The sequence below is a fragment of the Mesorhizobium sp. C416B genome (assembly GCF_030323165.1).
In the GTDB taxonomy this organism is placed as follows: Bacteria; Pseudomonadota; Alphaproteobacteria; order Rhizobiales; family Rhizobiaceae; genus Mesorhizobium.
Genome location: NZ_CP100471.1, coordinates 4,839,966 through 4,863,027, shown reverse-complemented (window position 1 = coordinate 4,863,027; position 23,062 = coordinate 4,839,966). Strand labels below are relative to the sequence as shown.

Sequence of the window (23,062 nt, the reverse complement as noted above, 5' to 3'; positions counted from 1 at the left end):
GGTGGGAGCTCCTCAAGTGCGCCGCTTGCCCAGCCGGCAGGCGGCGTCGAATTCGTAACCAACTTGAACAATCTAGCCCGTGATTTGGTTCCAGGCAGGCTGTGACAAGATCCGACGAAACGTGACGTGGTGTACTTTCGGGTTGCGGAGGAGGCGGCGCCTATTTTCTCTTCCTGAGCACTTTTCGCAGCATTAACTTCAGCCGCCTCATCTGGTAATGGCGCCGCAACTTGGCCAGCGCCGACTGGTGGGCGGTGTCGATTGCAGCCAGCGAGTCCGCCTCGGTAGCCTGCGGCAGCGCGAGCAGCGCGTCGGCCTGAAGATCGGCAAAGGGCTTGGGGTCATAGCTGGCGAACGGCGTCGGCGGGTCGCTGAGCACGGTGGGGTTGCTGTTGATCTCGAACACCACCAGCCTGCCGTCGACGAATGTGTAGTCGATGCGTCCATACTGCATATGGGCTTTTTCGAAGACCCGCATGACCGCATTGGCGTCAGGATTCGTATCGATATAGGTCCTGATTTCTTCGATATGCGCCGGCAGCAATTGCTCGGGCGAATTCTTGACGAACCACGATTTCGACATGGCGCAATGCTGGCCGTAGATCGTATCGCCGACCCGAAACGCCGCGTACTTCCTGAAATAACCGTCCATTCCGGGGGTGCCGATCATCTCCACCACCATCGGCCGCACTAGATCGCTACCGTCCAGCCGGGCGATCGCGGCGTCCAGCGCCGGCCGGTCGTGCAGCAGCGGCGGCTCCCTGTAGAGTGCGCCCGTCTCGTCGCGGATGAAAACGGGATAGCGTATCGGCTCTTCCAACTCGTCCGGCCTGAACACACGAAAAGCGTTGCTGCCGTCGGCGTGAAGCAGGCGCAGCAGGTCGAAGCGCTGCAGGCTGGCGGTCGGGTGATTGAGCTGCGTCAGGCCGGTGTTGTCAGCCAGTTCGGCGCTGATGCCGGCCGCGCGGCTCAATTCGTCCGATGTCAGCCGGTCCATGTCGGACCAGATGACCACCCCGGCGCGAACGCCGCGCAGCAGCCCGGCATCCTCGTAGCGCACCAGCCGGAACCACGCCTCCAGGTCAGTCCGGTGATACAGAAGCACCACCGCCTGCGTGTAGGCGTGCTCCCGATGCGCGACGTAAAATATCATGCGTTTCCGTTGTCCGTATGTAATTGCAAAGGGGAACCATGATGATTAGACAGGCTTGTGAAAGCCGTGAAATGGTTCTCGATCCGGCATGCGTCAAACAGGAGATAGAACAGGTTGACGTTTCCGTGAAGCTGCAAACCGCATTGGCAAGAAACTGCCATGCGCCATCAACGCGTTAGAAGTCGAGGCAGCCGACACATGAATTTAGACGATGTTGCGATACCCATCCGCCGGTTAGAGCTGGAAGACATGCCGTTGCTGATGGAGCTTGAGGCTGCCGCCTGGGCAGCCCCGCTGCAGGCGAGCGAAACGACCATCCGCCACCGGCTGGCACTCGGACACACCATGTTCGGCGCGATCGATGGCGATCTGCTTGCCGGCACCATCTGCTTTGCCGAGACCAGCCAGGATCCGCTGGTGCGCGCCGATTTCCCCAGGAATTTCGATGCCTATGCATCGCTGCCGCGCAGCGAGCCGGTTTACGCGCTTTACGCCTACAATCTCTGCGTCCGGCCGAGCCATCGCGGCACCAACACGGCGGTGCGGCTCTTGAAGGAGATGGAGAGCCACGGCCGCCGCCTGGGCGCCAGCTGGCTGATCGGCGATGGCCGCTGCTCGTCCTATGCCGGCTCCTCGGGCGACGAGTATGATCATGTCAAGGCCGATGCGCGGTTCCGCGCCACCATCGACCGCTGGAACCAGACCGGCACAAGACCGCCGCTGGAAGAGATCATCCGCGATCCGCTGCTGCGCATGCACTACCGCGTCTACGGATGCGAGTTCCTCTACGTCATGCCGGACTTCTTCCCGCAGGACGCCACGTCAGGCGGCTTCAGGGTCATTTCAGCCAAGAATCTCAAGGCATGAGATTCGAGCCGTCATGACAGCTCCGCATTTCGATCCGTTCGCGCTCGGCGACGACCCGTTTCCGCATTTCGCCCGCATGCGCGCCGCCGGCGGCATTGCGCGCGGCGTCGCGCCCTATCCCGAGCTGGCCGACGCGCATTATGTGTTCAGCCATGAGCTGGTGTCGGGCGCGCTGAAGCATCCCGCTCTTGTTCAGGCGCCGCCGGGTACATATGAAGAGGTCCGCCGCAAGCTCGTCGACCATGCGCCCATGGCTCTGCTCAGCCGCTCGGTGCTGCTTGCCGATCCGCCTCAGCATGGCGCCTTGCGCCGGCCGGTCGCTGGCTTTTTCTCACGGCCGGCCATCGAAGCGCTGACGCAAGGTCTTCGCGCGCTGAGCCACGAGCTGGTCGAGCGTGCGCTGGCGGATGGCCGCGTCGACGCCGTCGCCGGGCTCGCCGTGCCGGTGTCCTTCTGGCTGCTGCAGGAAATCCTCGGCATCGAGATCGAGGACCCTTGGGCGTTGAAATCGGTGACCCGCCGCATGGCCAGCGCATTCGACCTGCGAAGAGCGCAGCCGCCGGCAGCAAGCGCCGAGGCCTATCGCGAATGCCAGGCTTTTGTCGAGGAGCGGCTGGCTCGACAGGCCTACCGGCCGGACGGAATGGTTGCCGGCATGGTGCGGGAGGTTGCGCAAGGCCGCTGGTCGCGTGAGGACATGGTGGCCAACATCGTCTTCATGCTGTTTGCCGGACAGGAGACTGTCGTCGACGCTCTCGGCAACGCAATTGTTGCGCTGGATCGCTTTCCCGAACAGCGCGCGCTGCTCGAGCGCGGCGCTGTCGACTGGAGCAGCGCGGCGGCCGAACTGCTGCGCTATGGCGCCTCGGTGCAATACGCCGTCGCCCGCATCGCGGCGCAGGACATCGACCTCGGCGACGTCAGGATTGCGGCTGGCGAAGCGGTCGTGCCGGTGCTCGGCAGCGGCAATCGCGACGATGCCGTCTTCGCCGATGGCGACCGGCTGGACCTCACGCGCCCGCCAACCATGTCGATGACCTTCGGCACCGGCCTGCATGTCTGCCTCGGGCAGCATGTCGCCCGTATCGAGATCGCGGCGATGATAGAAGCCCTGTTCACCCGTGCGCCCGGATGGCGGCTCGATGCCGCAAATGCCGAGCGCCGCGCCTCGATGTCGTTTCACGGCATGGCTACCGCGCCGCTGATCCTCAACCCCGCTGCGTGAAAAGCGGCCGCGTCTGGGGCATGACCGCCGGGTCGAGCGACCTGACGATTTCCGAAACCTTTGCCCGCAAGGCGCCCACCGTCGCATCGTCGAGCGGATCGAGAATATCGTTCTGATCTCTCGATACCCGGTACTCGTCCAGCGACGGCGCCTCGCTCGACGGCGTGAAGCCGCCGCCGCGGGCATGCTTGTCGGCCAGTTCCTGCCTCGATTTCACGGCATAGTGGCGGATCCAGCCGATCTTCCATTCCATCGGCATGGCCGCCGGGTGCTTGTCGAGCGTCATGCCGTCGACCAGCGTCCTGCGCAGCGAGATGCGGAAACCGTGCGGGTGCGGCATGAACTGCCCGGGATCCCGCAGCGCCTTGCGCAGCACCGAGGACACGCGGGCAAACGACTTCTTCCAGCGCGCGGTCGGGGCGTCATGCGTGCCGCGCCTTTGAAACCGCACCGTCACCAGTTCGTCGTCATAGGCCTCTTTGCCGTCGCTGCCGAAATTCACCCAGCGAAAGGCGACGCTGCGCACGCCCGGGCGGCTCAAAAGCGAGCGGACCAGTTCGGCTCCGCTCCAGGGCGGCGCGTCGAGCGGCTCGAGGAACTCGTCGGCGTCCATGAAGCCCAGATAGCGATAGCCGTGGAGCAATGCCTGCCAGTAAAGATAGGAATAGGCCCGCCGCTGCGGCAGCACCGTGTCGTGTCGCCAGTCGACCAGCCGGATCCAGCCGGCATCGCGCAACGCCTGGAGCACCGCCGTCTGCGGTCCGGCGCTGCAGTTGTCAGCGATCATCAGGTCGAAGCCATGCAGCTTGTGCCAGGCGACCCACTCGATCACATAGGGCTGCTCCAGCTTCATGATCGCGCAGATCACCGGCCTGTTGACGGAAAACGGAATTCTCATCGCAACGCTTTCCCCGCGCCACCGGCTGCTGCTTGAGGCTCGACCTGCCGGAACGGGATCGCGTCGCCATAAAATGCTGCAAGCTGCTCCGAAGAGCCCGTCCAGTCGCCCATGTCGAACTGGTGGAACCGATAGCGGGGGTCGTCAAGCGGCAGCAAGTCGATATCCGGCCTGATGCGCGGGTCGAATATGCCGGCCACCGGCAGATGGATCGTCCGCGCCGAAGACAACCAACCGGCCAGCCAGGAGAAGCTGCTCACCCCCGTGACGAGATGGCTCGCCCGGCGCAGCGTCTCGAAATCCGTCAATGGCGACGCCTTCGGCGCGAAGACAGCATCGGGAAAACGCTGACGCAGGCGCCGGCAATAATCGTTGTCGTCATGGGTCTGGCCGACGAAGACCGGCTTGCGGCCGCTATCCTTGATGAGCGTCTCGAAGAAGCCGAATGGCATCGGGCAATAGTTGCGGTGGAAGCCGTCGAGGATGTCGCCGGCCCGCACATGGATGACGAGAAAATCGTCGCCATGGGTCGGCGCGGCGACGGCACGCCCGTCGAACAGCCCGGAGACCTCGTCCCGGTCATAATAACCCAGCCGCTGCGCGAAGCCCTTGAAGCGGATGCTCCGCGCCCGCCTGTCGCGGAGCGCGGCTATGATCCCGTCGAGGTCGTAGCGGTGATAGCCGTCGACCCGAAGCAGCCGGTATTTCCACAACAAAGGCGGCCGCACCTTGGCAATGGACCATTCCGGCAGGTCGGCGTCGCAGACATAGCCACCGGGGATACGCTTCGCCAGCACATGGCAAAACATGTACTGGAACATCTTGTTCGCCATGCCGCCAAACGGCTGCATCACGATGGGCACTTGCCGCATTGGACCCCTTTCGCCAAAGACGGTCATTGTTACCCGAGCTGCGCGGGCCGGTCGACTGGCCTCTGACGCCAAGGGCGCATCATGATCGCCGCCGGCAAGCCACCCTCAGGGATAATGCGTCGGCTTTGGCGCGTAGATCTTTGGATCGAAGTCCAGATCCCTCGGCAAGGGCAGGCTTGAGCACTGCAAATGCACCTCGCGTGCGAGCAGCCGGCGCCGCTTCTGCTCATTCTCCTTGATGGCCGCAACGAGCCCCATGCTGTAAGGCCCCAGCACGACGCCGGCGGCCCATCCCGGATGCTCCTTCTCGCGCCGGTCGTAGTTCAAGGCATCCGTGCGGGCCTGCTGGCATTCCGGCGTCGCCCATTTCGGGTCCTGCGGCGAGAGCGAGGCTCCATACTGGACCGGAGACGATACGCACCCTGCCACTGTCGCGGTCAACGCGACGACCATTGCAATTCTCATCCGCAAGCCCCTCCTAATGTAGGAGGCGACTACAAGACGATTCCAGCGGGAAAAAGGCGGCTTCAGGATGCGGATCTTGCATGGCCGCTCACCCCAACAGGTTGCGCGCCGTGCGCATGAAGATTTTCGAGCCGATCGGGATCAGATCGTCGGGAAAATCATAATCGGGATTGTGCAGCGAAGGATGGCGCTCGCCGGCGCCGAGAAAGAACATGGCTGAGCTCGCCTTGTGGCCGAAGATGCCAAAATCTTCCGAGGCGCGCATCGGCAGGGCCTCTTCGCTGCGCGCGACACCTTCCTCGTCGAGTGCGCGGTTGAGATGCTCCACCGCATCCGGCGCATTGATGCTGGCGACGAATATCTCGTGATAGTCGCAGCGCACGGAAAGGTGGTGCTCGTCCGCAGTCCTGGCAGCCAGGGCTTCCGCAGCTGCGACCAGCTCCGCCATGCGCTCGTCGCGCCTTGTGCGCAGCGTCGCCCACACCTCCGCATGTCCGGGCGCAATGCCGAATACGGCCTCGCCCATGGTCGCATGGGTGACGGTCACCATGCTGAAATCAGCATCGGCGAAAGTGCCGCGCCCGAGTGCCGGAAGCGCCGGCATCAGTTGGCTGATCGCCGGCATCGGCGACACGCCGGTTTCGGGCATGGAGGAATGCGCGGTCTTGCCCTCCAGCACGATGCGGATGCCGCGCGAGGCGCAGTTGACGACGCCGGGCTTGAGGCGAACCTCGCCGAACGGCACGCCCGGCAGATTGTGCAGGGAGAAGGCGAAGTCCGGCGCGATCTCGTCAAAGCGCGCATCGGCGACGACGCCGGCCGCGCCATTGCCGGTCTCTTCCGCCGGCTGGAACATCAAGACGACGCGGCCGCGCGCCGGCCGTTCTCGTCCGAGCTGGCGGCCGAGTGCGGCCAGGATCGCGGTGTGGCCGTCATGGCCGCACATATGCGATTTTCCCGGCACCTGCGAGGCATGCTCGACGCCCGAAAGCTCCTCGATCGGCAGCGCATCGATCTCCGAGCGGAACAGCACCGTCGGTCCCGCCTGGCCGCTGTCATAGACCGCCGCCACGCCATGACCGCCGAGGCCGGTCAGTACCTTGTCCGGCCCTGTATCGGCGAGGAAGCTGACGACTTCCTTGGCGGTCTGTTCTTCCTCGTTGGAGATTTCCGGCCGCTGGTGCAGCTTGCGGCGCCATGCCGTCAGCTCGATGATATCGCGATTGGTCAGGGTCATGGTTGGGGCTCCGCTTAGTGCTGTGGCTGCAAACTCAACATACAATGACCTGTAGATAGTCCGGCGAGGCAAGCCCCTGCATGATTGTGTCGCGGGTGATGATCGGAATTTTTCTTACTCGCGCCGTCGCGATCAGGTAGCAGTCGCCGGGATCCTTATGCCCCGTATCGGTCACCACGGTCGCTGCCTCGCAAGCGATACGTTGCTTGATCGGGATGATCTTAGATCCCGTTGCTGCAACTGCCTCGGAAAACCATTTCGACGGCGTTCCTATGCCGAGATAGGGCGGGTTCTTGTGCGTCGGCTTATGGGACGCGATCGCCAATTCCCACGCAGTGATTGGGGAAACATAAAGCTTGCCCGCAGTTTGGCTCTCGGGGATTGCGATGAGAGCTTCTTCCGAAAGCGTGCCTGCGGACCAGCCAATAAAACGTATGCGTGTCGAGAAGCGCCCCTGGCAAGGATCAACTATCCCTGGGTTTGCGCACCTGGTGAGAGCCGCCTTTGAGGGCTTGATTAGCAATCGGCTTCGTAAGGTCCACACCCTTTTTCAGGGGCAACTGCGACGACTTCATCGAATCAGCACCGCGCACTTCAACGTAGCGGCCGCTGCGGGAATCGCGCACCACCCACTTGCCGGTCAGCTCCTGTTTGGTCTGTGCTTTTGTCATGAACCCAATATAGCGGCAAATTGTTATGGATGCGAGCGGTCTCGGCCTGTTGAAGCCAAAGGCGGTACCGTGACGGCGCATCAGAAAGTCGTCAATCTCATCTCCGACATCCGGTGGCTTCTCCTGAAAAGCGCCGCGTGCTCGCCTGTGCGACATCTTTCGCGATAATTGCTTCCATCCACCCGAAGGAACGGTTTCGGAGCAACAATGGCCAGGCGGTTTGCGTTTCTCTTGGTTCGCGACTTCACGCTGTCGCCGCTGTCGCTGTTCATCGACACGCTGCGGCTCGCCGGCGATGAAGGCGACCGCAGCCGCCGGATCGAGTTCGACTGGGAGATCGTCGGCGAGCGTGGCCTGCCGATCCGGGCGAGTTGCGGTGTCGAGCTGCTGCCGACCAAGGCGATCGGCAATCCGCAGAAGTTCGACAATGTCGTCGTGGTCGGCGGCCTGCTCGACACCAACCGCAGCCTCAGCTCCGAAAAGGAGGCCTTCCTGTTGCGGGCGGCCGAAAGGGGCGTGCCGCTGACGGCACTCTGCACCGGCAGCTTCGTGCTCGCGCGCTACGGTCTGCTCGATGGCTACAGTGCTGCCGTCAGCTGGTTTCACATCAAGGATTTCCGCAGCCAATTCCCTGATGTGAACGCCCATGCCGACAGCCTGTTTTCCGTCGATAGGGGCCGCTCGACCTGCGCCGGAGGCACGGGTGCGGCCGACCTTGCCGGCCATTTCGTGTCGCAGTTCATCGGCCGCAAGGCTGCGGAAAAAGCCGCCAAGATCCTCGTGCTCGACCGCATCCGCTCAAGCCTGGATGTGCAGCCCGTCGGCGATCTCTTTCCGGCCGCGTCGAGCCGAGCGGTGAAACGGGCGCTGCTTCTGATGGAAAGCAATCTCCAGGAGACGCTGTCGGTCGCCGAGATCGCGGGCCGGTTGCATTTATCCCGGCGCCAGCTTGAGCGGCTGTTCGGCGCCGAGCTCGGCATCGGCCCGATGGCCGCCTATCTTGCGCTGCGCGTACATCAGGCCAAGTCGCTGCTGGAGGGGAGCGACTTGGCAATCGGCGACATCGCCTACCGCTGCGGTTTTCCCAATGCCGGCCATTTCAGCCGTGTCTTCCGCCATCAGACCGGTATCACGCCGACCCATCTCAGGCATCCGAACCGAATGTCCGGTGTCTTTGCCGACGGCAAGGGGAGCGGTCCCTAAGCCTATATTGGGGCGTGCGATCTCGCCGTTGGTATGATAATATCATACCAACCTGATAGGAGGGATCCATGTCCGCCACCGAAAAACGCACCTTCAGCCTGCCGGCCGAGCAGGCTGCTTTCATCGACCAGCTCGTTCGGTCCGGCACATACGCGACCAGCAGTGAAGTGATCCGCGCCGGTCTTCGCGCATTGCAGGAACGCGACGCCGCCGTGGAGCGCTGGCTGCGTGAGGAGGTCGCGCCAACCTATGATAGGTGGAAGGCAGACCCCTCCCAGGCCATCCCGGCCGACAAGTCTTTTGACAGCATTCGCGCACATCACGCAGCTCGCCTCAAGGGGAACGTGTGAAGCGCCGGCATGTTGTCCTTTTGCCGGAAGCCCAGACGGATCTGTTATGGATATACGATACGGTCGCTCACGCATCCGGCAACCTCACCGCCCTTCGCTACATCGAGCGGATCGAGCGATTTTGCCTGGGTCTCGACTATGCCTCGGAACGCGGAACCCTAAGGGATGATGTGCGGCCGGGGCTTCGCATCGTTGGCTTCGAGCGCCGCCTGACTGTGGCCTTCACCGTAGAAGGCGACCAGGTGGTGATTCTCAGGGTGTTCTACGGCGGCGTCAACTGGGAGGACGAGTTGGCGCCTATCGCTCCGTGAACGCCCGCGCGAACGAGTCCAGCATCGGCCGCGCCAGATATTCGAGGAAGGTTCGGTCGCCGGTGCTGATAAACGCCTCGACCGGCGTTCCTGGGTAAAGCTGCTCGGCTTTCACGCCCTGCGGCAGCGTGTCGGTGATCTTCAGCCTGGCGCGGAAATACGCCTCATGCGTGGTTTCATCGATCAGCCGGTCGGCGGAAATTTGCATCACCGTAGCCGGGACCTCAGGGGTGAGGCGCGCGTTCAGGGCGGACAGCCTGAGCTTCGCCGGCTGGCCGACGCGAACCAGGTCCACGTCTTTCGGCCGCAGCTTCGCGTCGACGATGAGGCCCGACGCGGTCGGCAGGATCTCCATGATCTTCTGCCCCGGCGCAATCACGCTGCCTTTGGAGTTGTAGATCGAGGATACCACGATGCCGGCTGCCGGCGCCTTGATCGTCGTGCGCCCCAGCACCGCCTCGGCTGCGGTGATCTGTTCGCCGATGTCGGCCAGGCTGGTGCGAACCTCGTCGAGCTTGGTCAGCGCGTCCTCGACGCGCTGCGTGGTCGCGCGCTCGACCTGCGCCTGGGCTTCGACGATCTGCGTCTTGGTCGCTGCGATATCCGCCTCCAGCGCGCCGGCCTGGCCGACCAGATCGGCCTCGCTGCGCAGAAGCTGCGAATATTCGCTGCGGTTGGTGAGACCCTTGTCGAGCAGGCCGGTCTTGATGCCGAGTTCCTTCTTCACGATCTCGGCCTGTTGCTGGATGGCGAGTTTCTGCGCCTCCAGTCCCAGCGCCGACTCACGATGCATGGCGACGCGCTGCGCCAGGATCGACTGCTCGGAGCGGAACCGGGCGAGCCTGGCCTCGAACTCCTTCTGCTGTTCGTGCACCAGATTGTCGAAATCGCGCTGGAACGGCGCGGGTGCTGCTTCGGCGATCGGCGCCAGCCTGTCCGATCCGTCGCGCTCGGCCTCAAGTCGCGCGGCACTTGCCCTGAGCGCGATCGTCTGTCTGGTCAGCCGGTTGAGGTCGGTCTCGGCCGCCCTGCGGTCGAGCAGGACCAGCGGTTCGCCTTGTTGCACGCGGTCGCCTTCATGCACCAGCAACTGCTCGATGATACCGCCCTCGGGGTGCTGGATGAGGATGTTGCCGCCCGTCGCCGAGATCGTGCCGGAGGTGATCACCGCGCCGGAGAGCGGCGCGTTCGCCGCCCAATAGCCGAAGCAGCCGACGAAGAGCGCTATGGCCACGTAGCCGACGACGGCCATGCGGCGGAAGTCGGTGCGCGGTCGACCTTCGAAGGCGAGGCTCTGCTGCATCATCGTCTATGACCCGAAGCGGACGCTGTGCGGGCGCACGGTCGGCACGAACGAGCCTGTCACCACCGCGCTCCCGGCCTTGCCGGCCGCCGGTTGCCTCAGCACCTCGCTCGCAGGGCCGAAAGCTTCGACCATGCCGTTGCGCAGGACCATGACGCGGTCGCAGGCCGCGGCGATCGAAGGGCGATGCGTGATGACGACTGTCGTGACGCTTACACTTCGCGCGGCCGAAAGCATCCCTTCGAGCGCCGCCTCCCCACTGCCGTCGAGATGGGCGTTGGGCTCGTCCAGCACCAGCATGCGTGGCTTGCCGTAGAAGGCGCGCGCCAGCCCTATCCGCTGGCGCTCGCCGCCCGACAGCACGGTATGCGACGGGCCTATCATGGTCTGATAGCCGTCGCGCAGCGTGAGAATCAGCTCATGCGCCTCGGCGCGCCTGGCCGCTTCGACGATCGCGGCGTCATCGGCGTCGGGTTCGAAGCGGGCGACATTTTGCGCGATCGATCCCGGGAAAAGCTCCACCTCCTGCGCGAGATAGCCGATATGCCTGCCAAGCTGGGTTTCGTCCCAGCTCCTCAGGTCGGCGCCGTCGACCCTTACCGCGCCGCCGGTCGGCTGCAGCGCGCCCACAAGCAATTTCGCCAACGTCGATTTGCCGGCCCCGCTCGGGCCGACGATCGCCACCGCTTCGCCGGCGCCGATGGCAAAATTCAACCGCTTGAGGATGGGCTCCGTGCCGAAAGCCGCAGTCGGCGCGATGAAGAACAGATCCTGCACCGAAATCGCGCCCAATGGATCGGGCAGTGCGAGCTTGCGCCCCTGCGCTGGTTGCGCCGCAAGGGCGGTGTCCAGTCGCTTCCAGCATCGCTTGGCGTCGACGATCTGCCGCCAGGATCCGATCAGCTGGTCGAGCGGCTGCAGCGCGCGCGACGACACCAGCGACGAAGCGAAGATCATGCCGGCGGTCATCTGCCCTTGTAGCACCAGCCACGCGCCGGCGCCGAGGATCGCCAGTTGCAGCATCATGCGCAGCGCCCGCGACGTCGCGCTGAAGATCGCATTGGCGCTTCCGGAACGGTCATGCAGGGTCAGCGCCTCAGCAACGTGCTGTCCCCAGACCGCGGCGGCATTTTGCACCATGCCCATGGCGCGCAGCGTGTCGGTGTTGCGGGCGAAGGCCTGCTCCGCCTGGCTGGCCACCGCCGAGCGTTCCGCCGACATGGCATCGTTCCTGCCGATGGCAAGCTGGTTGGCCACGACCAGGAGAAACAGCAGCACGGCGCCGGCGAGCGTCAGCCAGAACAGGACGGGATGGATGAAATAGAGCAAGGCCAGGAAGACGGGCGCAAACGGCAGGTCGAACAGCACCGCCACGCCGCGCGACCTGATGAAGGCGCAAGTCGTGGCAAGGTCGTTCAGCGGCGACAGCCCGCTGCCGGCATGTCTGGCGCCAAGCGAGGCGGCGAATGTCCGCGCGCCCAGTTTCTGGTCGACGGTGGCCGCAACACGTTGCGCGTAGATGGCGCGGACCGCGTCCAGCAGGCCGAGGAAGGCGAGCGCGAGGACCGCCATGGCCGAGAGATAAAGCAGCGTCTCGACGCTGGAGGACGGCAACACCCGGTCATAGACCTGCAGCAGATAGAGCGGGATCACCAGGAGCAGGATGTTGATCAGCAACGAAAAGATGCCGATGTCGGCGATGCCACGCAGGAAGACCGGGCGCAGGCCGATGGCCGCATCCCTGAGTGGCGCGCGGTCCCGTGACATCTAGACCGCGTGCTCGGCTGTCGTGCTCAGATGGCTCTGCTGCAAATCGTTCAGCGTATAGGAGTGGATATAGTCGATCTTCATTTGCGCGGGCGTCGCCAGATGGTCGGGCGGCGCGCCGGCTTGACCGCCGACCGCAAGGTCGACCAGCATATACATGGGCTTGTTCATATCGGACGGCGTCGCCGCTTCCGCGACCTGGACGCCATCATAGGTCCAGACCAGCTTGTCCGGCGTCCACAACAGGCCATAGGTGTGATAGCCGTCGGTGTTGGAGACATTCACCGTCGACCCGACCGTGGTGTGGGTTCCCGTCTCATTTGTGTGCGCGGTCATGAGAAGCGCATTCGGGTTCTGCCCATACATTTCGATCACGTCGAGTTCCGGGGGCCATGAACCGTCTTCGGGCAGAAGCCAGAAGGCCGGCCACGCGCCGGCATTTTCCGGGAGATCGGCCCGCATTTCGAAATAGCCATAGGTCTGCGAGAAGGTGTCGTGCGTCGTCAGTATGCCGGAAGTGTATTCGTAATTGTTGATCAGCGGCTTGATGTCGTCGGGCGCATGCGCCGCGGTTATGGTGAGCACGCCGCTTGCGACGCTGAACGGATGGACCGAGCTGGTCGGCGCATAATTGGCGTCGATATACCATTGCAGCTCGCCGTTCTGGGGCTGCGAGCTGCCGTTCTGCGCCCCCCACCAGAAATTGGAATCCCAGATGCCGCTCTGGCCGTTCCACAGGCTCAGCGTGTTGAAATCGTCGTTGAAAGACAGCGTCATGCCGGTCTTGTCGATCGGCAGCTCGAACTGGCCGGGCTGAAACTTGTCGATCGTGGTGTTGTGGAACACCAGCACCTCGCTCGAGCCGAGGTTCAGCTGCACGTTCGATCCCACCTGGACCATATTGGCGTGGACGGCCTCGAACGAGGTGAAGGCATAGCCGTTGAGGCGCACCGTGTCGGTCGCGCCGAAATCGGAGATCAGGTCGCTGCCATTGCCCTTGGTGATGATGAAGGTGTCGGCGCCGGCGCCGCCGATCAGCACGTCATTGCCCTTGCCGCCTTCCAGCGTCTGGCTGCCAGCGCCGCCCGTTATGATGTTGTCCTGACCATTGCCGAAGGCATAGTGGCCGTCGCCGGTGACGACGAGGTTCTCGAAATTCGCGGGCAGCTTGTAGCTCATCCAGGTATCGATCGTGTCGACGCCCGCGCCGTAGTTCTCGACCGCTTTGTTGATCGTCGAATAGAGATGGTAATAGTCGTCGCCCGCGCCGCCATACATGGTGACCTTGACGTTGGTGTCGCCCCAGAAGGAATCGTTGCCCGAGGTGCCGTAGCGGTAAGGCGCGCCTCCAGTCGCCGAGAACCAATGGGTGGAAGCGCCGGTATACGGAAGTGGAATGCCTTTGGCGTTGAGGACTGTGGTCATTCCGACACTCCTTGCGCGTGCTGCCTTGGTCGTTCGACAACCTTCGAGCGACCATTTCGGATCAACTCTTAAATTGATCCGTCGTTCCAGGGAATCATTCTATAGTACACCAAGGAGATCGTCGCCCATCATTTAATAGATAATGCCGAAGGCGTTAAGCTGATCCTAATACAACTTTGTAGGAGAGACTTACAATTTTAATAAATTGTGAGATCCGCGCCGAAAAGTTAGGCAACCTGTCAATGATGCATGCAATTTGACGCGACACGACCGCCTGCCTGAGGCGGCGGTCGAAGTCGCGGGCGGATGGCCGCGGGCAAAGGGCTCAAGAAAATTTGACAGGCTATGTCGGACCGGGTGAGGTTCACCCGTCCTTGGGGCATCGGACAACGAAACCACAAAGGATACCGAAGAGATGCCAAGCACCGTACGTTTGCACCGCGTTCTGACGACCAGCCCGGAGAAGGTCTACCGCGCATTCACAGAAGCCGACGCGCTGGCGAAATGGCTTCCGCCGAACGGCTTCACTTGCACGGTACACAGCTTCGACGCGAAAGTCGGTGGCGCCTTCAAGATGTCGTTCCGAAACTTCACGACGGGCGGCAGCCATTCCTTCGGCGGCGAATATCTCGAACTCGTTCCCGGCGAGCGCCTGCGCTACACCGACAGGTTCGACGACCCCAATTTGCCCGGCCAGATCGAAGTGACCGTGCTCATGAAGAAAGTGTCGGTCGGCACGGAACTCGACATCACGCAGGCCGGCATTCCGGACGTTATTCCGGCCGAAGCCTGCTATCTCGGCTGGCAGGAGTCGCTGCGCAATCTGGCAAAGCTCGTCGAACCCGAGATCAATCAGTAGAGCCCATCGGATCGGCGGCGCCGCCCAGCCAGTCCGCGCCGCCGACAATGCCGAGCCGAGGACTCATCCCTCACGGCCCGGTGCAGATCGGCAACGGTTGTGGCGGCGGTGGCGGGTTGTCCTTGGCGTATTGCGCGATGATCGGCTCAAGGCTCTTTCGCGGCCAGAATTTCGGCTTGCCGATCTCCTTCAGGCAGGACGCATTCCAATAGGCGCCCGATTTACCAACGGCGGTGATGTCGCGCGATTCCGGGTATATATAGAGCGTCGTCGGATTGCCCTTCACCATCGAAATGATCTGGTCGGCGTCGGACGGCGACCAGCTGGTGCAGCCATTGCTGCGGCCGCCGGCATAATCCACCAGCTTGCCGTATGGCACGAAGCCGTCATGGTCGGCATAGGAGCTGTTCGGGTTCTTGCGCAGGCACATGCCGCGCAACAGCCGCGCCGCGTGGCCACCGATCACCCGCTGCCTGGCATTCGCCGTCTCCCCCTCACCGTCGAACTGGATGAAGGTGCGCAGCAGCGCCTGGTCCTTTTTTGCGCCGATGCGGTAAAAACCCTTGAATGAGGTCTTTGCCTCGCCGGTCATATAGGCGCCGCCGGTCGTCAAGGACGAGTCCAGCGCATTGCCGAAGTTTTTCGCGCAGCGCTTGCCGTTGGAGAAATCGACCACGCCCTTCAGATTGCGGCCGCCGCCATGGCCCGACGAGATCGCCCTGAACGACTGCTTGGCCTCGCAAATGACGTAGTAGCGCCGCCCCAGCACGCCATTGCCGAGATCGCCGGGGCGCGTCGCATCCATGGCGAAATAGCAGCCATTGTGGACCGCGCCTTGCGCGACCTTCTTCAGGTAAAGCGCGCGCGCCCGCTCCAGCACCACTTGCGAAATCTCGCCGTCGTCATTGCCGACATGGGCCTGCAGCCAGGCCGGTATATCGGAGGACGCGGCAAAAGACCGGGCAGACATCGTCAAGGTGATGCCGGCGATGGCGAGGAGGCCAAAGACAAAGACAGCCAGAGATTTCAACCGCACCGGACAACCCTCCCGCCCGAACCGTTCTGCGATTCTCGGAAACTCATCATAAATCGTCGCGCGTCGATCGGCGAAACACATCTTGTTCAGAACCGCGCAAGCAAGTCAGGTAGCTGCCTGTTCGCCTTTCACAGCGCCAGGCTGCCCTGTTCCGCCTCCGCGGCATTGGGGTCGCCCGGCGCCGTCGCCCAGGCGAGCTCGACCAGCGTCACCGTGCGGCGGCCGGTGCCGTCGAGCTGGCAGACGATGAGGCCCTGCTCCTCGATATAGGTGAGCAGCCGCCGGGCGCGCCGCAGCGAATGCGAGCCGTAGGCGCGCGCGATCGCCGCGTCGCTCGGGCACGGCCAGCCCTCCTTGGCGGCGCGGGCGATCATCATGAACACGCCCTGCATGTCCTCGGGCAGCAGCGAGGCGCGCACGGAAACGTCCTGCCAGGCGCCATCGCCTGCCATGTCGGCGCCGAGCCCGGCGCGGGCACGCGTCAGCATGCGGCGGAATTCTGAGAGGTCCGGCACCACCGAAGCGAGGCCTTCGATGCGGCAGCGGACGACGAACTCCTGATAAAGCACGCCGATGACGCGGAAACCCGCATCGGGCTGCGCCAGGATGGCGCGCAGGACACGGTCCACCCGCTCTCGCCGCTCGGCCCTATCCTCGGCGCTTACCGCCGGTTCCGCAGGTTCCGGGCGGATCTCCATCGCCGCCGATTTGGCCGCCATCAGCTGGTCGAGCAGCTCCGGCGACGCCATCCGGCGCGGCGCGCGCATCGTCTCGGGCGGCGGCGCCGCCAGGATGATGGCGCGCGCGTCTTCAAGCGCTGTTTCCGGCATTGCCATCAGCCGCGGCGTACCGTTGCGCGGGCTGGTCTCGGTCTGGCCGATGCGCACGCCGAGCGGACGGCGCGACAGCGCTGGGCCCAACGCCATGAAGTGCCCGCGCTCCAGGTCTCGAAACGCCTCGGCCTGACGCCGTTCCATGCCCAGAAGGTCGGCGGCGCGCGCCATGTCGATATCGAGGAAGGTACGGCCCATGAGGAAATTGGACGCCTCCGCCGCGACATTCTTGGCGAGCTTTGCCAGCCGCTGCGTGGCGATGATGCCGGCAAGGCCGCGCTTGCGGCCGCGGCACATCAAATTGGTCATGGCGCCGAGCGAGAGCTTTCGCGCCTCGTCGGACACTTCGCCGGCCACGGCGGGCGCGAACAGCTGCGCTTCGTCGACCACCACCAGCATCGGATACCAATGCTCGCGGGCAACCTCGAACAACCCGCCGAGAAAGGCAGCGGCGCGCCGCATCTGGTTCTCGGCATCGAGCCCTTCGAGATTGAGCACCGTGGAGACGCGGTGGATGCGCGCCCGCTCGCCGGCTGCTTGCAGGCCACGCTCCGTATGCTCCTCGGCATCGATGACCAGATGGCCGTAATGGTCGCCCAGCGAGACGAAATCGCCTTCCGGGTCGATGATGGTCTGCTGCACCCAGGGCGCGCTCTGCTCCAGGAGCCGGCGCAAAAGGTGCGATTTGCCGGAGCCGGAATTGCCCTGCACCAGAAGCCGGGTGGCCAGCAGCTCCTCAAGGTCGAGCGCCGCCGACGCACCCGCCGTCGTCTGTCCCATCTCGATGGCTACGGTCATGTCACGACTCTCCTTGCGGACAGGGCTTATCAACCCGGCCGCGAGCCGTCGAGCGCGCCATGGCAACTCGCCCGCTGTTCCACACCTATGCTGCCAAAGCGCCACACATCAGCCCATCTGCCCAAAGGGAAGGCACATCAAGCGGAGTTGACCGGCGGCAGAAGCGGCGCTTCCAGCCCGTCGAAGGGATCGCGCCAGGCATCGATGGCTTCGAGCCGGCGATACCAACCCAGAACAGAGGGATAGTCCGCCAGCGGCAGGCCGGCTGCATCGTTGAACGGCAAAAACGTCGCCATGCGGAAATCGGCATAGGAAAGCGACTTGCCCACAAGCCATGGCCGCTTGGCGAGCTCCGCCTCGAGAATCGCTGCCGCGATGCGGAACTCCGCCAGCCCCTCCTCGACCTTGCCCTGGTCGACAGGCCCAATCCCGTAGCGCTGCTTGGTTCCGCGCTCGAAATGCACGGTGTCGCAGGCCCGGACGAAATTTTCCTTGCCCCAGCTCAGCCAGCGGATCATGTCGGGTTGGTCGCCGCCGCCGCGCCAGAAATCCGAACCCGCTTCGCGCGACAGAAGGCAGGCTATGGCGTCGGCTTCCCACAGGCTGCCGCCCGGCCATGCCAATATCGGCAGGGTAAGATTGGGATTGAGCTGACGAAACCGCTCAGCCTGTCCGGGCGCCATGGGTGCCGCGAACTCACACTCGACCTTGGCCTGCAGATGACGTGCCGTTGCTACCGCAAGGCGCGGATTGGGATTGCGGCTGAAGTACAGTTTCATGTCGTGTCCTGGACGCTGTGGGCTCGATCCTATCAAACACGCAAACGTGCCCTCTCGGCAATCTGGTCGGACCACGATTCCGCTGGCACACGCCGTCGTTCGGCGTATTATTTCCTTCGGGAGAGGGTTCTTGGCAGGAGGAAGCCATGAACGTAGTGCCGAGCGTACCTGTCATCGACGTGACAACCCAGAACCTTGTTTCCTCTGCGCTTTCCAGATTCCGCGCCGGCGATACCGTCTCGACCAGGGCGGCGCTCGACGCCATCCGCCGCATGGATCCAACCTGTGTCGACAGCGACGACGATCTCGTCGAACTCGTCGTCATGGCGGCAATTGGTAAGACCATGGCGGTTGTGTTCGACCACCGCTCCCGCTAGCCCTGTTGGACGAACCTGTCCCGTTCAACTCGCTTGAGCTCGAGTGGGTTCGGTTGGCGAGCTTTTACAGCTGCAGCCCGGAAGCGGACGTCTTCGTGCGCGAAGGCCGGCAATAGCATCAGCGGGTAAACCTCAGTTCCCCAAGGGATGCGGCATGTAGCCGACGAAGCCGCCGATCTTCCAGTGGCCCGCCACCTTCCTGCAGAAATACAGCGTCTGCCATTTCAGCTTGTCGACGCTGCCATCGGCCTTGGCCACCGAGCCGTTGAACTTCTTGTGCAGCACGGCGCGGTCGCCATCGACATCGATGTCGCGCATGTTGGTGACGCGAAACAGCGCCTCGCGCAGCGGCTCGGCGAATCTGGTCGTCGCCGTCTCCTTGGCCTGGCGCAGCCATTCGTCGCGATAGACGGCAAGGCTCGGGAATTGCAGACGCCAAGCGTCGGCATCGCTGAGGAAATGCGCATGCATGCCGAAGAAGCTGTCGGCGAGGAAATCATCCTCGACCATCGACCAGTCCTGACCGATAAAGGCGTCGATGTCGCGCCGCACCAACATTTCCCAGAGCGCGTGGCGATCGGCATCGCCCTCTGGAAACGGGTTCTTGTCGAAGGTCATTGAAATCTCCTGTCGGGAAAATGCGACGCGCAAGATGCTGGCGAGCCTGCGATAAAGCAACACGCGTTTGGAAAAATGCTGCTTTCCAAAAAGCCCCCTATGAGGATCACCGGGACAGGCGTAGAGCGGTCGTCGAAAACGGGGCGCGGCCCGCCATTCTGAACAGGAGTTTCCTTTGCCCAAAGAGTGTTTTGGAACATCCCACGTGCCGCTGTCGCCGGCCGTGCGCGCCGGGGATTTCGTCTACATCTCAGGTCAGGTGCCGGTCGACGGCGACCGCATTGTGGTCAAGGGCGGCATTACCGAGCAGACCGAGCAGGTGCTGCAGAATGTGAAGGCAGCACTCGCGCTGGCCGGCTGCACCATGGACGATGTCGTCAAGACCACGGTCTGGCTCGAGGACGCGCGCGACTTCGGCGCCTTCAATGCCGTCTACGCCAAGCACTTCCCGAAAAATCCGCCGGCCCGCACCACGGTCGAATCGCGGCTGATGATCGACATCAAGATCGAGGTCGAAGCCGTCGCTTACCGGCCGGTTTGACCAGTCGGGGCATGATCCCGAAAAGTGGAAACCGGTTTTCTCGGACAAACGGAAACCGTTTTGTCCAAAGATCATGCCCCGAAACAAAGAGAGGCAGGCGCCGATGCAGTTCGATCTCCTGATCAAGGGCGGCCGCCTGATCGATCCGGCCTCGGGCCTGGACGCGCCGCGCGATGTCGCCGTTGCGGGCGGACGCATCGTGGCCATCGAGGCGGCGATCGATGCCGAGCACGCCACCAAGATAGTCGACGCTCGTGATTGCATCGTCACGCCCGGCCTCATCGATTTGCATAGCCATGTCTATTGGGGCGGCACCTCGCTTGGCGTCGATGCCGACCGGCTGGCGGCCAAGAGCGGCACCACCACCTTCATCGACGCCGGCAGCGCCGGCGCCGGCAATATTCTGGGCTTTCGCCGCCATGTCATCGAGCGCTCGAAGGTGCGCATCCTGGCCTATGTCAACATCTCCTTTGCCGGCATATTCGGCTTCTCGCAAAGCGTCTCTGTCGGCGAATGCAGCGATCTCAGGCTCTGCGAGCCACGCGAGACGGTGGCTGCGGTGCGCGAGCACGCCGATGTCGTCGTCGGCGTAAAAGTGCGCTCCGGTAAGCATGCCGGCGGCGCCAGCGGCATCGCGCCGGTCGATCTCGCGCTGGAAGCCGCCGACCAGGCCGGCCTGCCGCTGATGGCGCATATAGACGAGCCGCCGCCCGGCCGCTCCGAAGTGCTGCCGCGGCTGCGCAAGGGTGACATCCTCACGCACTGTTTTCGCCCGTTCCCCAACGCGCCGGTCTTCGCCTCCGGCGCGGTGCGGCCGGACATGCGGCTGGCCCGCGAACGCGGCGTCATCTTCGACATCGGCCACGGCATGGGATCGTTCGACTTCGCCGTGGCGAAAGCGATGCTGGCCGAGGGCCTCGCGCCCGACGTCATCTCCAGCGACGTGCATCTCTATTGCGTCGACGGTCCGGCCTTCGACATACTGGTCTGCATGTCGAAGCTAATGGCGCTGGGCATGCCGCTGGTCGAGGTGCTGCGCGCCGCCACGCAAAGGCCAGCCGAGGCGATCGCCAGGCCGGAGCTTGGGACGCTGAAAGTTGGCGGTGTCGGCGATGTCGCGGTGCTGAGACTGCGCCCCGGGCGCTTTACCTTCGTCGATGCGGTCGGTGCGGCGCTGATCGCGGATCAGCGGCTCACATCGGACGGCATCGTCGTGGGTGGTGTCTGGTGGCCGAACGAAGCCGCCGACCACAACGAGACCGAGCGCTTCGAGGCCCACACGCACCATACGCATGTCGAGGTCGCGGCACGGCATTTCGGGCGTAGGCACGATTAGCTGGTCTCCCCTTCATGGGAGATGGTCTGTCTTTCGGCGGCGCGTTTGAGGACCGCCTTCCCCCACTCCGTCTCGGCTTCGCCGAGCCACCTCTCCCCCCTCCGGAGGGAGAGGAAAGGCGCCAGCTGGAATCGCTTCGCGCCATTCCTCTCCCCCGTCGATCGGGGGAGAGGTGTCGAGCGAAGCTCGACGGAGTGGGGGTCGAACCTTACCCCGAATTACTCACCGCCCCAAACACCGGCGTCGCAATCCCTTCCATCCGCGCCTTGATCTGCAGCGCCACATATTTCGAGTAAAACCGCGACAGCGCCAGATTGCCGCCGTGGAACCACAGCGCGTCCTGGGCCGTCGGCTTCCACATGTTGCGCAGCTCGCCTTGCCAAGGACCGGGATCGCCCTTGACGCCGGAGCCGAGGCCCCAGCATGGCCCTACCTTGTCGGCGACCTCGCGCGAGACGATGGCCGCCACGGTCTCGTTCATCGACTGGTAGCCGGTACAGGCGACGATCGCATCGACGGCCAGCTCGCTGCGGTCGTCGAACAGGATGCCGGTCGGCGTCAATGAACTGATGCCGACGCCGCTCTTCACTTTGATCTCGCCATTGATGATCAGTTCGCAGGCGCCGACATCGATGTAGTAGCCGGAGCCGGTGCGGTAGGCCTTCATCAACAGCCCGGTCTCGTCCTCGCCGAAATCGATGGCGAAGCCGGCGGCGCGCAGCCGGTCGTAGAAGGACGCATCGCGCGCCTTGATAACTTCGTACAGATCTCGCTGGCCCTTGGGCACCAGCGCGAACGGCGTCGACGCGACGATCAGGTCGGCTCTGTCAGTGGTGATGCCGCGCGCCAGCGCATTCTCTGAAAAGATCTCGAAGCCGACCTCCATCAGCGTGTCGGATTTCACCACTGTCGTCGGCGAGCGCTGGATCATGGTGACATCGGCGCCGCTCTCCCAGAGATCGACGCTGACATCGTGCCCGGAGCTTGCCGCGCCGATGACCGCGACCTTTTTGCCGCGGAATTTCTCGCCGCTGGCATACTGGCTGGAGTGCAGCAGCTCGCCCTTGAAGGTCTCGGCGCCGGGCAACGCGATCTGCCGCGGCGGGCCATAGGCGCCGGTGGCAAAGACAATGTGCCTAGGCTTCAGCGTAATATGCCGGCCGACGCGGTCGACCACCACAGTCCACACCTTCTCGGCCTCGTCATAGCTGGCGCTGACGCATTTGGTGGCGACCCAGTAGTTGAGCTCCATCACCCTGGTGTACATCTCCAGCCAGTCGCCCATCTTGTCCTTGGGCGTGAACACCGGCCAGTTCTCCGGGAACGGAATGTAGGGCAGATGGTCGTACCAGACCGGATCGTGCAGCACGAGCGAGCGATAACGGTTGCGCCAGGAATCGCCGGGGCGCGCATTTTTCTCGATGATGATGGTGGGCACGCCGAGCTGCCTCAGCCGCGCGCCGAGCATGATGCCGCCCTGCCCGCCGCCGATCACCAGGCAATAGGGCTGCTCGGTGGCGCCGAGGTCACGCGTCTCGCGCGCCCGCGCCTCCGCCCAGGTTTCGCGCTTCGGATCGGCCTTGTGACGGATGCCTAGCGGCCGCGCCGGTCCCTTTTTCTCCTCGAACCCTTTGAGCTCCCGCACCGCCGTGAACAAGGTCCGGCAGCGGCCGTCCGTGAGGCGCACAATCCCTTCGCCCCGCGCGACCGACGTTTCGAACGTGAACCAGGCCTCGACGGTGCCCTCATCCGAGGTCGCCTCGCCGGACAGCGTCCAGTGTGAGGGCTTCGCTTCCGCCAGCGTCGCTTGCAGCATGTCGCGGATCGCACCGCGGCCTTCCATCGTGGTGATGTTCCAGGTGAAAGCCAGCAGATCGCGCCAGTAGCAATCCTCGACGAACAGGTTGGCGGCCGCTTCGGCGTCATCAGCTTCCAGCGCCCGTGCAAGCGCGCAAAGCCATGTCGCCGCCTGTTTCGATGGTGCCATGTCGAGCATCTGTTTTTCCCTCACTTTGCGTTCCCATTGTTTCAAAAGACGGCGGCGCCGCAAGAGGGGTCGCGATATCATGGCCTCGGTTTCTAGCGGCCCGGAACGGAGCCATCTCCCGGAAATCTTTATAGGAATTTTATATCTTTCC

General features: G+C 63.7%; 24 protein-coding genes. 9 read left to right on the top strand and 15 right to left on the bottom strand.

Annotated elements, in window-relative coordinates:
• Window positions 1-160: 160 nt before the first annotated feature.
• Window positions 161-1,153: a hypothetical protein gene (locus tag NLY43_RS23760; protein ID WP_023710848.1), complete on the bottom strand. Its 993-nt coding sequence runs from the start codon at window positions 1,151-1,153 to the stop codon at window positions 161-163.
• Window positions 1,154-1,351: 198 nt separating this feature from the next.
• Here NLY43_RS23760 and NLY43_RS23755 point away from each other — a divergent pair, with 198 nt between their 5' ends.
• Window positions 1,352-2,020 (top strand): GNAT family N-acetyltransferase, encoded by a 669-nt coding sequence (locus tag NLY43_RS23755; protein WP_031199642.1) that lies wholly within the window; start codon window positions 1,352-1,354, stop codon window positions 2,018-2,020.
• Between the two features lie 13 nt (window positions 2,021-2,033).
• Window positions 2,034-3,245, top strand: coding sequence for a cytochrome P450 (locus tag NLY43_RS23750; RefSeq protein ID WP_023710847.1), 1,212 nt, complete (start codon window positions 2,034-2,036; stop codon window positions 3,243-3,245).
• On the opposite strand, the gene NLY43_RS23745 is transcribed toward NLY43_RS23750, so the two are convergent.
• From NLY43_RS23745 to NLY43_RS23720, 6 genes are all read right to left on the bottom strand, one after another.
• Window positions 3,229-4,143, bottom strand: a complete 915-nt coding sequence (locus NLY43_RS23745; RefSeq protein WP_023710846.1) for a glycosyltransferase family protein — start codon at window positions 4,141-4,143, stop codon at window positions 3,229-3,231. The two genes, NLY43_RS23750 and NLY43_RS23745, sit on opposite strands and share 17 nt — an antisense overlap.
• On the bottom strand, window positions 4,140-5,015 hold the full coding sequence (locus NLY43_RS23740; protein ID WP_023710845.1) for an alpha-1,2-fucosyltransferase: 876 nt from the start codon (window positions 5,013-5,015) through the stop codon (window positions 4,140-4,142). The genes NLY43_RS23745 and NLY43_RS23740 overlap by 4 nt, the downstream gene beginning before the upstream one ends.
• 105 nt (window positions 5,016-5,120) lie before the next feature.
• Window positions 5,121-5,480 (bottom strand): hypothetical protein, encoded by a 360-nt coding sequence (locus NLY43_RS23735; RefSeq protein ID WP_023710844.1) that lies wholly within the window; start codon window positions 5,478-5,480, stop codon window positions 5,121-5,123.
• Window positions 5,481-5,568: 88 nt separating this feature from the next.
• The gene (locus NLY43_RS23730; RefSeq protein ID WP_023710843.1) at window positions 5,569-6,717 is read right to left on the bottom strand and encodes an amidohydrolase; all 1,149 of its coding nucleotides are present in this window, start codon (window positions 6,715-6,717) and stop codon (window positions 5,569-5,571) included.
• 34 nt (window positions 6,718-6,751) lie between these two features.
• Entirely contained in the window at window positions 6,752-7,261 is a 510-nt protein-coding gene (locus NLY43_RS23725) for a PIN domain-containing protein (protein WP_084561072.1), read from the bottom strand.
• On the bottom strand, window positions 7,182-7,544 hold the full coding sequence (locus tag NLY43_RS23720) for a hypothetical protein (RefSeq protein ID WP_023710841.1): 363 nt from the start codon (window positions 7,542-7,544) through the stop codon (window positions 7,182-7,184). Before NLY43_RS23720 ends, NLY43_RS23725 begins: the two co-directional genes overlap by 80 nt.
• A 51-nt stretch (window positions 7,545-7,595) precedes the next feature.
• Here NLY43_RS23720 and NLY43_RS23715 point away from each other — a divergent pair, with 51 nt between their 5' ends.
• From NLY43_RS23715 to NLY43_RS23705, 3 genes are all read left to right on the top strand, one after another.
• Window positions 7,596-8,591 (top strand): GlxA family transcriptional regulator, encoded by a 996-nt coding sequence (locus NLY43_RS23715; RefSeq protein WP_023710840.1) that lies wholly within the window; start codon window positions 7,596-7,598, stop codon window positions 8,589-8,591.
• Between the two features lie 68 nt (window positions 8,592-8,659).
• Window positions 8,660-8,941: a type II toxin-antitoxin system ParD family antitoxin gene (locus tag NLY43_RS23710; RefSeq protein ID WP_023669694.1), complete on the top strand. Its 282-nt coding sequence runs from the start codon at window positions 8,660-8,662 to the stop codon at window positions 8,939-8,941.
• Window positions 8,938-9,252, top strand: a complete 315-nt coding sequence (locus NLY43_RS23705) for a type II toxin-antitoxin system RelE/ParE family toxin (RefSeq protein ID WP_023669695.1) — start codon at window positions 8,938-8,940, stop codon at window positions 9,250-9,252. The genes NLY43_RS23710 and NLY43_RS23705 overlap by 4 nt, the downstream gene beginning before the upstream one ends.
• Here the strand turns inward: NLY43_RS23705 and NLY43_RS23700 are convergent.
• The 3 genes from NLY43_RS23700 to eglC are packed head-to-tail and all read right to left on the bottom strand — an operon-like array spanning window position 9,239 to window position 13,747.
• Window positions 9,239-10,558: an HlyD family type I secretion periplasmic adaptor subunit gene (locus NLY43_RS23700; protein ID WP_023710839.1), complete on the bottom strand. Its 1,320-nt coding sequence runs from the start codon at window positions 10,556-10,558 to the stop codon at window positions 9,239-9,241. The genes NLY43_RS23705 and NLY43_RS23700 overlap by 14 nt on opposite strands.
• A 3-nt stretch (window positions 10,559-10,561) precedes the next feature.
• Window positions 10,562-12,322, bottom strand: coding sequence for a type I secretion system permease/ATPase (locus NLY43_RS23695; protein WP_023707581.1), 1,761 nt, complete (start codon window positions 12,320-12,322; stop codon window positions 10,562-10,564).
• On the bottom strand, window positions 12,323-13,747 hold the full coding sequence (gene eglC, locus NLY43_RS23690; RefSeq protein ID WP_023710838.1) for an endo-1,3-1,4-beta-glycanase EglC: 1,425 nt from the start codon (window positions 13,745-13,747) through the stop codon (window positions 12,323-12,325). It lies immediately after the preceding gene.
• A gap of 415 nt (window positions 13,748-14,162) precedes the next feature.
• Here eglC and NLY43_RS23685 point away from each other — a divergent pair, with 415 nt between their 5' ends.
• Window positions 14,163-14,606: an SRPBCC family protein gene (locus NLY43_RS23685; RefSeq protein ID WP_023710837.1), complete on the top strand. Its 444-nt coding sequence runs from the start codon at window positions 14,163-14,165 to the stop codon at window positions 14,604-14,606.
• 70 nt (window positions 14,607-14,676) lie between these two features.
• Here NLY43_RS23685 and NLY43_RS23680 read toward each other — a convergent pair whose 3' ends face one another.
• The 3 genes from NLY43_RS23680 to NLY43_RS23670 all read right to left on the bottom strand — a co-directional run bounded on the left by NLY43_RS23680 (window position 14,677) and on the right by NLY43_RS23670 (window position 18,052).
• Entirely contained in the window at window positions 14,677-15,642 is a 966-nt protein-coding gene (locus NLY43_RS23680; RefSeq protein WP_023710836.1) for a hypothetical protein, read from the bottom strand.
• 128 nt (window positions 15,643-15,770) lie between these two features.
• A complete protein-coding gene (locus NLY43_RS23675) occupies window positions 15,771-17,273 on the bottom strand; it encodes a helicase HerA domain-containing protein (RefSeq protein WP_023710835.1) in 1,503 nt (500 codons plus the stop codon).
• Between the two features lie 137 nt (window positions 17,274-17,410).
• Entirely contained in the window at window positions 17,411-18,052 is a 642-nt protein-coding gene (locus NLY43_RS23670; RefSeq protein WP_023710834.1) for a glutathione S-transferase family protein, read from the bottom strand.
• Between the two features lie 146 nt (window positions 18,053-18,198).
• On the opposite strand from NLY43_RS23670, the gene NLY43_RS23665 reads away from it, so the two are divergent.
• Window positions 18,199-18,429, top strand: a complete 231-nt coding sequence (locus NLY43_RS23665) for a hypothetical protein (protein ID WP_023669703.1) — start codon at window positions 18,199-18,201, stop codon at window positions 18,427-18,429.
• Between the two features lie 132 nt (window positions 18,430-18,561).
• Here NLY43_RS23665 and NLY43_RS23660 read toward each other — a convergent pair whose 3' ends face one another.
• Window positions 18,562-19,047 (bottom strand): hypothetical protein, encoded by a 486-nt coding sequence (locus NLY43_RS23660; RefSeq protein ID WP_023710833.1) that lies wholly within the window; start codon window positions 19,045-19,047, stop codon window positions 18,562-18,564.
• A 175-nt stretch (window positions 19,048-19,222) separates the two neighbouring features.
• Between NLY43_RS23660 and NLY43_RS23655 the strand changes: the two genes are divergently transcribed.
• On the top strand, window positions 19,223-19,588 hold the full coding sequence (locus NLY43_RS23655; protein WP_023683098.1) for a RidA family protein: 366 nt from the start codon (window positions 19,223-19,225) through the stop codon (window positions 19,586-19,588).
• Between the two features lie 103 nt (window positions 19,589-19,691).
• Complete coding sequence (locus tag NLY43_RS23650) at window positions 19,692-20,924, top strand: amidohydrolase/deacetylase family metallohydrolase (protein WP_023710832.1); 1,233 nt, start codon at window positions 19,692-19,694, stop codon at window positions 20,922-20,924.
• Between the two features lie 208 nt (window positions 20,925-21,132).
• Here NLY43_RS23650 and NLY43_RS23645 read toward each other — a convergent pair whose 3' ends face one another.
• Entirely contained in the window at window positions 21,133-22,920 is a 1,788-nt protein-coding gene (locus NLY43_RS23645; RefSeq protein WP_023710831.1) for a flavin-containing monooxygenase, read from the bottom strand.
• Window positions 22,921-23,062 lie beyond the last annotated feature (142 nt).

Bases quoted from the DNA above. Each gene is read 5' to 3' on its own strand.
- NLY43_RS23760 (WP_023710848.1), bottom strand. From the start codon at position 1,153: ATGATATTTTACGTCGCGCATCGGGAGCACGCCTACACGCAGGCGGTG.
- NLY43_RS23755 (WP_031199642.1), top strand. From the start codon at position 1,352: ATGAATTTAGACGATGTTGCGATACCCATCCGCCGGTTAGAGCTGGAA.
- NLY43_RS23750 (WP_023710847.1), top strand. From the start codon at position 2,034: ATGACAGCTCCGCATTTCGATCCGTTCGCGCTCGGCGACGACCCGTTT.
- NLY43_RS23745 (WP_023710846.1), bottom strand. From the start codon at position 4,143: ATGAGAATTCCGTTTTCCGTCAACAGGCCGGTGATCTGCGCGATCATG.
- NLY43_RS23740 (WP_023710845.1), bottom strand. From the start codon at position 5,015: ATGCGGCAAGTGCCCATCGTGATGCAGCCGTTTGGCGGCATGGCGAAC.
- NLY43_RS23735 (WP_023710844.1), bottom strand. From the start codon at position 5,480: ATGAGAATTGCAATGGTCGTCGCGTTGACCGCGACAGTGGCAGGGTGC.
- NLY43_RS23730 (WP_023710843.1), bottom strand. From the start codon at position 6,717: ATGACCCTGACCAATCGCGATATCATCGAGCTGACGGCATGGCGCCGC.
- NLY43_RS23720 (WP_023710841.1), bottom strand. From the start codon at position 7,544: ATGTCGCACAGGCGAGCACGCGGCGCTTTTCAGGAGAAGCCACCGGAT.
- NLY43_RS23715 (WP_023710840.1), top strand. From the start codon at position 7,596: ATGGCCAGGCGGTTTGCGTTTCTCTTGGTTCGCGACTTCACGCTGTCG.
- NLY43_RS23710 (WP_023669694.1), top strand. From the start codon at position 8,660: ATGTCCGCCACCGAAAAACGCACCTTCAGCCTGCCGGCCGAGCAGGCT.
- NLY43_RS23700 (WP_023710839.1), bottom strand. From the start codon at position 10,558: ATGATGCAGCAGAGCCTCGCCTTCGAAGGTCGACCGCGCACCGACTTC.
- NLY43_RS23695 (WP_023707581.1), bottom strand. From the start codon at position 12,322: ATGTCACGGGACCGCGCGCCACTCAGGGATGCGGCCATCGGCCTGCGC.
- eglC (WP_023710838.1), bottom strand. From the start codon at position 13,747: ATGACCACAGTCCTCAACGCCAAAGGCATTCCACTTCCGTATACCGGC.
- NLY43_RS23685 (WP_023710837.1), top strand. From the start codon at position 14,163: ATGCCAAGCACCGTACGTTTGCACCGCGTTCTGACGACCAGCCCGGAG.
- NLY43_RS23675 (WP_023710835.1), bottom strand. From the start codon at position 17,273: ATGACCGTAGCCATCGAGATGGGACAGACGACGGCGGGTGCGTCGGCG.
- NLY43_RS23670 (WP_023710834.1), bottom strand. From the start codon at position 18,052: ATGAAACTGTACTTCAGCCGCAATCCCAATCCGCGCCTTGCGGTAGCA.
- NLY43_RS23665 (WP_023669703.1), top strand. From the start codon at position 18,199: ATGAACGTAGTGCCGAGCGTACCTGTCATCGACGTGACAACCCAGAAC.
- NLY43_RS23660 (WP_023710833.1), bottom strand. From the start codon at position 19,047: ATGACCTTCGACAAGAACCCGTTTCCAGAGGGCGATGCCGATCGCCAC.
- NLY43_RS23650 (WP_023710832.1), top strand. From the start codon at position 19,692: ATGCAGTTCGATCTCCTGATCAAGGGCGGCCGCCTGATCGATCCGGCC.
- NLY43_RS23645 (WP_023710831.1), bottom strand. From the start codon at position 22,920: ATGCTCGACATGGCACCATCGAAACAGGCGGCGACATGGCTTTGCGCG.